Source organism: Variovorax sp. 10L421, assembly GCF_056395365.1.
Genome location: NZ_JBFTJJ010000048.1, coordinates 1 through 9,767, shown reverse-complemented (window position 1 = coordinate 9,767; position 9,767 = coordinate 1). Strand labels below are relative to the sequence as shown.

The 9,767-nt window shown below is 65.3% G+C and carries 12 protein-coding genes and 3 tRNA genes; 14 read left to right on the top strand and 1 reads right to left on the bottom strand.

What is annotated here, in order from left to right; all coding sequences use genetic code 11:
* Nucleotides 1–8: 8 nt before the first annotated feature.
* Together AC1DFC_RS29320 and gph are read left to right on the top strand one after the other, a co-directional pair.
* A complete protein-coding gene (locus AC1DFC_RS29320; protein ID WP_478180534.1) occupies nt 9–167 on the top strand; it encodes a TetR/AcrR family transcriptional regulator C-terminal domain-containing protein in 159 nt (52 codons plus the stop codon).
* A gap of 287 nt (nt 168–454) precedes the next feature.
* Nucleotides 455–1,165 carry a phosphoglycolate phosphatase gene (gene gph, locus AC1DFC_RS29315; RefSeq protein WP_007830958.1) on the top strand — a complete coding sequence of 237 codons (711 nt, stop codon included), beginning with the start codon at nt 455–457 and terminating at the stop codon, nt 1,163–1,165.
* A 24-nt stretch (nt 1,166–1,189) separates the two neighbouring features.
* On the opposite strand, the gene AC1DFC_RS29310 is transcribed toward gph, so the two are convergent.
* Nucleotides 1,190–1,795: a chalcone isomerase family protein gene (locus AC1DFC_RS29310; protein ID WP_007830959.1), complete on the bottom strand. Its 606-nt coding sequence runs from the start codon at nt 1,793–1,795 to the stop codon at nt 1,190–1,192.
* Between the two features lie 348 nt (nt 1,796–2,143).
* Here AC1DFC_RS29310 and trpE point away from each other — a divergent pair, with 348 nt between their 5' ends.
* The 12 genes from trpE to AC1DFC_RS29250 all read left to right on the top strand — a co-directional run.
* Nucleotides 2,144–3,646, top strand: a complete 1,503-nt coding sequence (gene trpE / locus AC1DFC_RS29305) for an anthranilate synthase component I (protein ID WP_007830961.1) — start codon at nt 2,144–2,146, stop codon at nt 3,644–3,646.
* A complete protein-coding gene (locus AC1DFC_RS29300; protein WP_007830965.1) occupies nt 3,643–4,035 on the top strand; it encodes a GxxExxY protein in 393 nt (130 codons plus the stop codon). Before trpE ends, AC1DFC_RS29300 begins: the two co-directional genes overlap by 4 nt.
* On the top strand, nt 4,032–4,616 hold the full coding sequence (locus AC1DFC_RS29295; RefSeq protein ID WP_413336267.1) for an aminodeoxychorismate/anthranilate synthase component II: 585 nt from the start codon (nt 4,032–4,034) through the stop codon (nt 4,614–4,616). Before AC1DFC_RS29300 ends, AC1DFC_RS29295 begins: the two co-directional genes overlap by 4 nt.
* Nucleotides 4,617–4,623: 7 nt before the next feature.
* Nucleotides 4,624–5,682, top strand: a complete 1,059-nt coding sequence (gene ltaE / locus AC1DFC_RS29290; RefSeq protein ID WP_478180533.1) for a low-specificity L-threonine aldolase — start codon at nt 4,624–4,626, stop codon at nt 5,680–5,682.
* 16 nt (nt 5,683–5,698) lie between these two features.
* Nucleotides 5,699–6,358: a LysE family translocator gene (locus AC1DFC_RS29285; protein ID WP_478180532.1), complete on the top strand. Its 660-nt coding sequence runs from the start codon at nt 5,699–5,701 to the stop codon at nt 6,356–6,358.
* Between the two features lie 22 nt (nt 6,359–6,380).
* On the top strand, nt 6,381–7,403 hold the full coding sequence (gene trpD, locus AC1DFC_RS29280; protein ID WP_478180531.1) for an anthranilate phosphoribosyltransferase: 1,023 nt from the start codon (nt 6,381–6,383) through the stop codon (nt 7,401–7,403).
* Nucleotides 7,404–7,430: 27 nt separating this feature from the next.
* Nucleotides 7,431–8,231: an indole-3-glycerol phosphate synthase TrpC gene (gene trpC, locus AC1DFC_RS29275; protein WP_478180530.1), complete on the top strand. Its 801-nt coding sequence runs from the start codon at nt 7,431–7,433 to the stop codon at nt 8,229–8,231.
* A complete protein-coding gene (locus AC1DFC_RS29270) occupies nt 8,228–8,935 on the top strand; it encodes a uracil-DNA glycosylase (protein WP_478180529.1) in 708 nt (235 codons plus the stop codon). Before trpC ends, AC1DFC_RS29270 begins: the two co-directional genes overlap by 4 nt.
* Before the next feature lie 106 nt (nt 8,936–9,041).
* Nucleotides 9,042–9,127: transfer RNA gene (locus tag AC1DFC_RS29265), tRNA-Tyr, on the top strand.
* 65 nt (nt 9,128–9,192) lie between these two features.
* Nucleotides 9,193–9,266: transfer RNA gene (locus tag AC1DFC_RS29260), tRNA-Gly, on the top strand.
* A 41-nt stretch (nt 9,267–9,307) separates the two neighbouring features.
* Nucleotides 9,308–9,382, top strand: a tRNA-Thr gene (locus AC1DFC_RS29255).
* A 73-nt stretch (nt 9,383–9,455) separates the two neighbouring features.
* Nucleotides 9,456–9,767: GTP-binding protein (locus AC1DFC_RS29250; RefSeq protein ID WP_478180528.1), on the top strand; the 312-nt coding region annotated here is incomplete at its 3' end.

Below are 9,767 nucleotides of genomic sequence, written 5' to 3'. Positions count from 1 at the left end.
CGCTGAAGGTGCGGAACCCGCTTCAGGCGGCGGACCTGTTCCTGTCGATGTTCCTGGGCTCCGGGCACATCCGCGGACTGCTGAAGCTCGAGATGCCGGATACCCGGGAAAACAGGGCCCTTCTGCGCGAGGCTGTACGGGTCTTCATGGCGGCCTACGGCGCGTAGGTACCCGATTTCTCGTGCGGCGCTTGGTTGGCTCGCACAACATGCCGATCCCAAATGTGGAGCCTGGTGTTCTCCTCAAGTCAGGCGACGTGCGAAATCTGATCGTCCGATCAGGAATGCGTTTGGCGAAAACTGCGCCTCACGAGGCTTGGCTCTCACATCTTCGATGAACTGCAGCTACTGCGGGTGCACCTTCGCTTTTCACCCGGCATTTACGATTTTTTTGAACTCTATTTTTTGATGGCCAGTAGAGTACCAGGCAATTTTTTGAACTCTATTTGTTTGTTTTGAACTCTATTAGCTTCGACCACACCCGCTTCGACGCAGCCATCGTCGACCTCGACGGCACCATGGTCGACACGCTCGGCGACTTCGCCGCGTCGCTGAACCGCATGCTCGACGATCTCTCGCTGCCGCATGTGGCGCCTGCCGCCATCGAGGCGATGGTGGGCAAGGGCTCGGAGCACCTGATCCATTCCGCGCTCGTGCACGTGATGGCGCCGTCGGGCGCCGACGCTGCTGGCGCGAAGGCGCGTGCGCTGTTCGATCGCGCGTGGGAGCGCTATCAGCATCACTACCTTGCCATCAACGGACAGCATTCGGCGGTGTATGCCGGTGTGATCGAGGGGTTGAAGGCGCTGCGCGCGCGAGGCCTCAGGCTGGCCTGCCTCACCAACAAGCCGACGTCGTTCGCCAAGCCGCTGCTTGCCGGCAAGGGCCTCGACGGCTTCTTCGATCTGGTGTTCGGCGGCGATGCCTTCGAGCGCAAGAAGCCCGATCCGCTGCCGCTGCTGAAGACCTGCGAAGCACTGGGCACCCAGCCCGCGCGCACGCTGATGATCGGCGACTCGAGCAACGACGCGCGCGCCGCACGTGGTGCGGGTTGCCCCGTGGTGCTCGTGACCTACGGCTACAACCACGGCGAGCCGGTGCGCGGCGTTGATGCCGATGGCTTTGTCGATTCGCTGGCCGAGTTCGGGGCGGCCGCGATGCGATAGCGGCGCTGCCTGCTTGTTGGCCGGCTATTGCTTGCCGAGCAGCGCGTCCTTCAGTTTCCAGTCGGCCGGATTCGGCCCCAGCCAGATGCGCAGCAGCGCGTTGAAGAAGGCCTGCTCCCTGATCGGATCGGGCTGCGCCACGCCGCGCACGGTGATCACCGTGCCGGTGCCGGGCAACCAGTCGATGGTGAAAGTGTCGCCGGCCTTCAGCTGCTTCTGGTCGGCGAACATCTGGCCCATGCGCAACAGGCCGGGAATGAGGTTGACCATCTCGCTCTTGGGCGAGTTGTCTTCCACGCCCTTGGTGAAGAGCTTGCCGAGTTCGTTCGCGTCGATGTCGCGCAGCATGGTGATGGCCACGCGCTTGGGGCCCGGCGCGGCCAGTGCCTCCTCGGTGGTCGATGCCTTCTTGCCCATGTACAGGCCGGCCGTGTAGACCTTGAAGATGGCCTTGTAGCGAATGCCCGCGCCATTGAGCACCAGGGGGGTGCCGCGCAGATCCATCTGGTCTTCGAGCTTGACGCCGGCCACGTCGACCTGCGCGGCCGAGGCGCCGAGGGCTGCGGTGGCCAGACAGGCGCCCAGGAGGAGGCGCGAGAAGAACGCGCCCGGAAGCGAAAGAGCAGTCAACGGGGGACTCCTTGGATTTTTGCGAACGGTCGTGCGAATGTATCTTTTCGTTTTACGTTTCGCCCTCGGGGGAACCCTCAAAACCGAGGTTGGCGGCTCCCGGTGCACGCCTGCGCGTTTTCGTGGGCTAAACTCCGCCCCTCATATGTTCGTTCATCACATCATTCAAACAGGTGAAGGCAGCCGGGGAGCCTGGCCCTGGCGTCGCCATACTTCGCTGACTGTTTGATTGCACGGCGCACGCCGTGCGCCCGCGGTTCCGGATCGACACACACGACGACGCCGGACCATCCGTGAATGACCTTGCCACGGCCAAAGCAGCGCCGGCCGGCAATTGGAGAACGATCCGTGATCACCGAACTTGAATTCAAGAGCCTCAGCGCCCAGGGCTACAACCGCATTCCGCTGATGGCCGAGGCCTTTGCCGACCTCGAAACGCCTCTGTCCCTTTATCTCAAGCTGGCCCACTCGCAGGGCGGTGGCAAGCACAGCTTCTTGCTCGAATCGGTGGTGGGCGGCGAGCGCTTCGGGCGCTACAGCTTCATCGGCCTGCCGGCGCGCACGCTGCTGCGCGCCAGCGGCTTCGGCGCCGAAGCCGTCACCGAGGTGGTGACCGACGGCCAGGTGGTCGAGACCGCCAAGGGCAATCCGCTGGATTTCGTGGCCGATTACCAGAAGCGTTTCAAGGTCGCGCTGCGGCCCGGCCTGCCGCGCTTCTGCGGCGGCCTTGCCGGCTACTTCGGCTACGACACCGTGCGCCACATCGAGCGCAAGCTCGAGAACAGCTGTCCGCCCGACACGCTGGGCTGCCCCGACATCCTGCTGCTGCAGTGCGAGGAACTGGCGGTCATCGACAACCTCTCGGGCAAGCTCTACCTCATCGTCTATGCCGATCCGAAGCAGCCCGAGGCCTATGCCGTGGGCAAGCGACGCCTGCGCGAGCTGAAGGAAAAGCTCAAGTACTCGGTGAGCGCACCCATCGTGAAGCCCACGCAGCCGCACCCGCCCGAGCGCAGCTTCGCCAAGGCCGACTACCTCGCAGCCGTGGAGCGCGCCAAGGAAATGATCGCCGCCGGCGACTTCATGCAGGTGCAGGTGGGCCAGCGCATCAGCAAGCGCTATACCGAGTCGCCGCTGTCGCTGTACCGCGCGCTGCGTTCGCTGAACCCGTCGCCCTACATGTACTACTACAACCTGGGCGATTTCCACGTGGTGGGCGCCTCGCCCGAGATCCTGGTGCGCCAGGAGAACACGGGCGAAGGCGAGCAGAAGATCACCATCCGCCCGCTGGCCGGCACGCGCCCGCGCGGCGCATCGATCGAGCTCGACAAGGCGGCCGAGGTGGAACTCATCAACGACCCGAAGGAGCGCGCCGAGCACGTGATGCTCATCGACCTCGCGCGCAACGACATCGGCCGCATCGCCAAGACCGGCACCGTGAAGGTGACGGAAGCCTTCGCGGTGGAGCGCTACAGCCACGTGATGCACATCGTGAGCAACGTCGAAGGCACGCTGAAGGACGGCATGACCGCCATCGACGTGCTCAAGGCCACCTTCCCGGCCGGCACGCTGACCGGCGCGCCCAAGGTGCATGCGATGGAGCTCATCGACCAGCTGGAGCCCACCAAGCGCGGCCTGTACGGCGGCGCCTGCGGCTACATCAGCTATGCGGGCGACATGGATGTCGCCATCGCCATCCGCACCGGCATCGTGAAGGACCAGATGCTGCACGTGCAGGCCGCGGCCGGCGTCGTGGCCGACTCGGTGCCCGAGCTGGAGTGGAGGGAAACGGAAGCCAAGGCGCGCGCACTCCTGCGTGCCGCCGAACTGGTCGAGGAAGGCCTGGAATGAGCACCGCACCGGATATTCAGAACGACTTCTCGCACGAGATCATCGGCGCCGCCGTCGAGGTGCAGCGCGTGCTTGGCACGGGCCTGAGCGAAGACGCCTACGCCGCCGCGCTGGCGATCGAACTCGCCGAGCGCGAGATCGGCTTCACGCGCGACGTGGCGCTGTCCGCCACCTACAAGGGCCGCTCGCTCGGCGAGGTGTACCGCGCGGGCTTCGTGGTCGAGCAGTCGGTCATCGTCGAACTCAGGGCAGTCGACGTGCTGACCGACCTGCATCGCGCCCAGGTGCTGGCCGCGCTGCGTCTTTCGGGCCTCAAGCTGGGCCTTCTGATCAACTTCAACGTGTTCCCCGTCGTCAAGGGCGTGCACCGGATTGTGAGCAAGCCATGAAACTGCTGATGATCGACAACTACGATTCCTTCACCTACAACATCGTCCAGTACCTCGGCGAGCTGGGTGCGGATGTGCAGGTGCATCGCAACGACGAGATCACGGTGGCGCAGATCGGCGAGCTGATCGCTTCCGGCGTCACGCGCCTCGTGGTGTCGCCAGGGCCTTGTTCGCCGGCGGAAGCGGGCGTTTCGGTGCCGGCCATCAAGCAGTTCGCGGGCAAGCTGCCGATCCTCGGCGTGTGCCTCGGCCACCAGGCCATCGGTGCGGCCTTCGGCGGCAAGATCGTGCGCGCGCAGCAGCTGATGCACGGCAAGACCAGCGAGATCACGACCACGCAGGAAGGCGTGTTCGCGGGGCTGCCCGCGAAGTTCACCGTCAACCGCTACCACTCGCTCTCCATCGAGCGCGAAAGCTGCCCGAAAGAGCTGGCCATCACCGCATGGACCGACGACGGCGAGATCATGGGCGTGCGGCACACCGGCTTCGCGCACGACGTGCGCATCGAAGGCGTGCAGTTCCATCCCGAATCGATCCTCACCGAGCACGGCCACGCCATGCTCAAGAACTTTCTCGATTGATCCCGCCATGACAGACCGCTCCTCCCTCGTCGACCTGCGCAGCGACACCGTCACGCAACCCACCCCGGCGATGCGCGAGGCCATGATGGCGGCGCCGCTCGGCGACGACGTCTTCGGCGCCGACCCGAGCGTGAATGCGCTGCAGGAAAAGATCGCGGCCATGCTGGGCTTCGAGGCCGCGCTGTTCGTGCCCACGGGCACGCAGAGCAACCTCTGTGCGATCCTGTCGCACTGCGGCCGCGGCGACGAATACATCGTCGGCCAGCAGGCGCACTGCTACCGCTGGGAAGGCGGCGGCGCCGCGGTGTTCGGCAGCGTGCAGCCGCAGCCGCTCGATCACGCGCCCGACGGCACGCTGCCGCTCGCGCAGATCGAGGCGGCGATCAAGCCCGACGACGCGCACTTCGCCCGCACGCGGCTGCTGGCGCTGGAGAACACGCTGGGCGGCAAGCTGCTGCCTTTCGAGTACGTTCAGGCGGCGACTGATCTGGCGAGAAGCAGGGGGCTGCAGCGGCACCTCGACGGCGCGCGGCTCTTCAATGCGGCAACCGCGCAGGCGGCATTGAACAATCGAAGCGACATCCGCGCGGAAGCCCGCCGCATCGCGCAATGTTTCGACAGCGTGTCGGTGTGCTTCAGCAAGGGGCTCGGCGCGCCCATCGGTTCTGCCCTGGTGGGTTCGCGGGAGTTCATCGCGCGGGCACACCGCATCCGCAAGATGGCGGGCGGCGGCATGCGGCAGGCGGGGCTTCTGGCGGCAGCGGCTTCGCATGCGCTCGACCGTCATGTCGACCGTCTCTCCGACGACCACGCACTGGCGCAGCGCCTGGCGCAGGGGCTCGAAGGCATCGAAGGGCTGAAGGTCGAGGCGCCGCACACGAACATCGTGTTCGTCGATCTTGCCGGCGCCGCGCAGGCGCGTTCTTCGGAACTGCTCGCGAGCCTCAACCAGCAGGGCATCCTTGCAACCGGGCTCTACAGCCTGCGCTTCGTGACGCACCTCGATGTCGATGCCGCCGGCGTGGACCGGGCCGTGGCCGCGATCCGCGCCTTCTTCAAGTCCTGAACCCGGCGAGGACGCGATGCCTGATCTTCCCCATCTGCTCGCCTTCATCGCCGCCGGCTGGCTGCTGAACCTGACGCCGGGCCCCGACGTGCTTTACGTCGTGACCAACTCGCTGCGCTCGGGCGTGCGCGCCGGCGTCATGGCGGGGCTGGGCATCACGGCAGGCTGCTTCGTTCACATCTTCGCCGCAGCGGTCGGCGTCGGCACGCTGATGGCGACATCCGCCACGGCCTTCACCGTGCTCAAGTACATCGGCGCGGCGTACCTGCTGTACCTCGGTGTGCGCATGCTGCTGTCGCGCGCGAAGCCACCAGCCGACCTGGAAGCCGTGGCCGCCGTGAGCGAGGCGCGCAGCCTCAAGGCGATCTTCCTTGGCGGCTTCTGGACCAACGTGCTGAATCCGAAGGTTGCGCTGTTCTTCCTGGCCTTCGTGCCGCAGTTCATCGCGCCGGGCACAGACAGCAAGGCATTGGCCTTCGTGTTGCTGGGCGTGCTGTTCAATCTCAACGCCATCCCCGTCAACGTCGGATGGGCCATGGCCGCGAGCTGGATGGCGCATCGCAGCGCCGTGCAGAAAGGCATGCGCTGGCTCGACCGCGTCGCCGGCGTGCTTTTCATCGGCTTCGGCCTCAAGCTCGCGTTCACCGACGCGCCCGCCGTTCGCGTCGGTTCCTGACTCACTTTCCAGGAGACTTTCCATGATCACCCCCCAGGAAGCGCTGCAGCGCACCATCGAGCACCGCGAGGTCTTCCACGACGAGATGCTGCACATCGTGCGCCTCATCATGAGCGGCGAGTGCTCGCCCGTGATGATGGCTGCGCTGATTACCGGCCTGCGCGTGAAGAAGGAAACCATCGGCGAGATCACCGCCGCCGCGCAGGTGATGCGCGAGGTGTCGACCAAGGTGCCCGTGACGGACACGACGCACCTCGTGGACATCGTCGGCACAGGTGGCGATGGTTCGCACACATTCAACATCTCGACCTGCTCGATGTTCGTCGCGGCCGCGGCGGGTGCCAAGGTGAGCAAGCATGGCGGGCGCAGCGTGTCGAGCAAGTCGGGCAGCGCCGACGTGCTGGAGTCGCTGGGCGTGAACATCAACCTGAAGCCCGAGCAGATTGCACGCTCGATCGAGCAGGTGGGCATCGGCTTCATGTTCGCTCCGAACCACCATCCCGCGATGAAGAACGTCGCGCCGGTGCGCAAGGAGCTCGGCATCAAGACGATCTTCAACATCCTCGGGCCGCTGACGAATCCGGCCGGTGCGCCGAACATCCTGATGGGCGTGTTCCACCCCGACCTCGTGGGCATCCAGGTGCGTGCGCTGCAGCGGCTCGGCGCCGAGCATGCGATGGTGGTCTACGGCCGCGACGGCATGGACGAAATTTCGCTTGGCGCGGCCACCATGGTGGGCGAACTGAAGGACGGCGAAATTCGCGAATACGAACTGCATCCGGAAGACTTCGGCTTCCAGATGTCGAGCAACCGCGCACTGCGCGTGGAGACGCCCGAACAGTCGAAGGCGATGCTGCTCGGCGTGCTCGACAATCACGCCGGCCCCGCGCTCGACATCGTGTTGCTGAATGCTGGCGCCGCGCTGTATGCGGCGAACGTGGTCGATTCGGTGGCGGCGGGCGTGGAGCGCTCGCGCGCTGCCATCGCGTCGGGCGCGGCGAAGGCCAAGCTGGCCGAACTGGTCAAGGCCTCTGCGGCCGTCTGAGCCTCAAGAAAACGGAACCCCAAAGCTATGTCCGACATCCTCGACAAGATCGTTGCCGTCAAGCACCAGGAAGTGGCTGCGTCCCTGAAGCGCGCGCCGCTCGAAGCCGTTCGCTTCGACGCCGAGAGCCGCGTGCTGACGCGCGATTTCGAAGCCGCGCTGCGCGCCAAGATCGCCGCCGGCCATGCCGCCGTGATCGCCGAGGTCAAGAAGGCCAGCCCGAGCAAGGGCGTGCTGCGCGAGGACTTCATTCCCGCCGACATTGCGCAGAGCTACGCCGAAGGCGATGGAGAGATCAGTGCGGCCTGCCTTTCGGTGCTGACCGACAAGCAGTTCTTCCAGGGCGGCGTGGACTACCTCAAGCAAGCCCGCGCCTCGTGCGACCTGCCGGTGTTGCGCAAGGATTTCATCATCGACGCGTACCAGGTGTACGAATCGCGCGCGATGGGCGCGGATGCGATCCTGCTGATCGCCGCGTGCCTCGACGACGCGCAGATGAAGGACTACGAAGCCATCGCGCGCGGGCTGGGCATGGCGGTGCTGGTGGAAGTGCACGACGCCGCCGAACTCGACCGCGCGCTCAAGCTGAAGACCGCGCTGATCGGCGTCAACAACCGCAACCTGCGCAACTTCGAGGTGTCGATCCAGGCGACCATCGATCTGCTGCCCATGCTGCCGGCGGACCGCCTGCCCGTCACCGAATCGGGTATCGCCACGCGCTCGGACGTGGCTACGCTGCGCGCGGCCGGCGTCAATGCATTCCTGGTCGGCGAGGCGTTCATGCGCGCCAAGGAGCCCGGCGAGGCCCTCGCTGCGTTGTTCAAATGAATCGGCCCGATCAGCTGTCGAGCAGCGATCCCGCCGGCTGGCCGGTAGCGCCCGGCTGGCAGCCGCTGGTCGACGACTTTTTCGGTGGCGCCGTCGGGCGGAAGTTGCTGGGTTTCCTGCGCGAACGCCTCGATGCGGGCGCCGTGATCTTTCCGCCGCAGCCGCTGCGGGCGCTGGAACTCACGCCGCCCGACGAGGTGCGCGTGGTGATCCTGGGCCAGGACCCGTACCACGGACGCGGCCAGGCCGAGGGGCTGGCGTTCTCCGTGGCGCCCGGCGTGGCGCTGCCGCCGTCGCTGCGCAACATCTTCAAGGAGCTTCAGCGCGACCTCGGCGCGCCGCAGCCGCCGTTTCCGAACCCGGGCGGCAGCCTGGTGAAGTGGGCGAAGCACGGCGTGCTGTTGCTCAACACCTGCCTGACGGTCGAAGAAGCGCAGCCCGCCAGCCATTCCGGCCGCGGCTGGGAAGTGCTGACGGATGCCGTCATCCGCCATGTTTCGGCTGGCACCAAACCTGTTGTTTTTATGCTGTGGGGCTCGCACGCGCAGAGTAAGCGCGCGTTGATCGATGTTGGGCGCCATAAGGTGCTGATGGCGAATCATCCGTCGCCCCTTTCGGCGCTGCGCCCGCCCGTGCCGTTCATCGGCTGCGGTCATTTCGGCGAAGCGCGCGCATGGCGGGAGGCGCAGCGGCCGGAGGGTTGAACTTCGGAGATAATCGTGGGCTCACGCCTCGGGCAGTTCTTCCGCATCTTCTTGATGCCGGGATTTCTGGGTAGTCACAAAACCGTGCTATATTTCGAGGTTCGCCGGAGAGGTGGCCGAGTGGTTAATGGCAGCAGACTGTAAATCTGCCCTCTTACGAGTACGCTGGTTCGAATCCAGCCCTCTCCACCAGCGATGAATTTGGTTTCTAGGAGCGATTGGATCTAGCGCTTTGGGTGCCTTGAAGTGCCCCTGATGCGGGAGTAGTTCAATGGTAGAACCCCAGCCTTCCAAGCTGATGACGCGGGTTCGATTCCCGTCTCCCGCTCCAGAGATCCGGTTCGGCGCAGGAATGCGATTTGGTTAGATAAAGCCCTTTTGGCTCAGTGGTAGAGCACTCCCTTGGTAAGGGAGAGGTCGCGGGTCCGATTCCCGCAAAGGGCACCAGTTTTTGGGGGTTGCAACGGCAGCTTTGCAACCCATCTGCATACGTTGAAAACGTTTTTTTCGGAGTCGAAAAATGGCAAAAGGTAAATTCACCCGCACCAAGCCGCACGTGAACGTGGGCACGATCGGTCACGTCGACCATGGCAAGACCACGCTGACGGCTGCGATCGCCACGGTGCTGTCGGCCAAGTTCGGCGGCGAAGCCAAGGCCTACGACCAGATCGACGCTGCGCCCGAAGAAAAGGCCCGCGGCATCACGATCAACACCGCGCACGTCGAGTACGAAACGGCCAACCGCCACTACGCACACGTCGACTGCCCCGGCCACGCCGACTACGTGAAGAACATGATCACCGGCGCCGCCCAGATCCGGCGCCGCCCAGAT

Coding starts and splice junctions, on each gene's coding strand:
- AC1DFC_RS29300 (WP_007830965.1), top strand. CDS start 3,643: ATGAGCACCGCACCGGATATTCAGAACGACTTCTCGCACGAGATCATC.
- AC1DFC_RS29295 (WP_413336267.1), top strand. CDS start 4,032: ATGAAACTGCTGATGATCGACAACTACGATTCCTTCACCTACAACATC.
- ltaE (WP_478180533.1), top strand. CDS start 4,624: ATGACAGACCGCTCCTCCCTCGTCGACCTGCGCAGCGACACCGTCACG.
- AC1DFC_RS29285 (WP_478180532.1), top strand. CDS start 5,699: ATGCCTGATCTTCCCCATCTGCTCGCCTTCATCGCCGCCGGCTGGCTG.
- trpD (WP_478180531.1), top strand. CDS start 6,381: ATGATCACCCCCCAGGAAGCGCTGCAGCGCACCATCGAGCACCGCGAG.
- trpC (WP_478180530.1), top strand. CDS start 7,431: ATGTCCGACATCCTCGACAAGATCGTTGCCGTCAAGCACCAGGAAGTG.
- AC1DFC_RS29270 (WP_478180529.1), top strand. CDS start 8,228: ATGAATCGGCCCGATCAGCTGTCGAGCAGCGATCCCGCCGGCTGGCCG.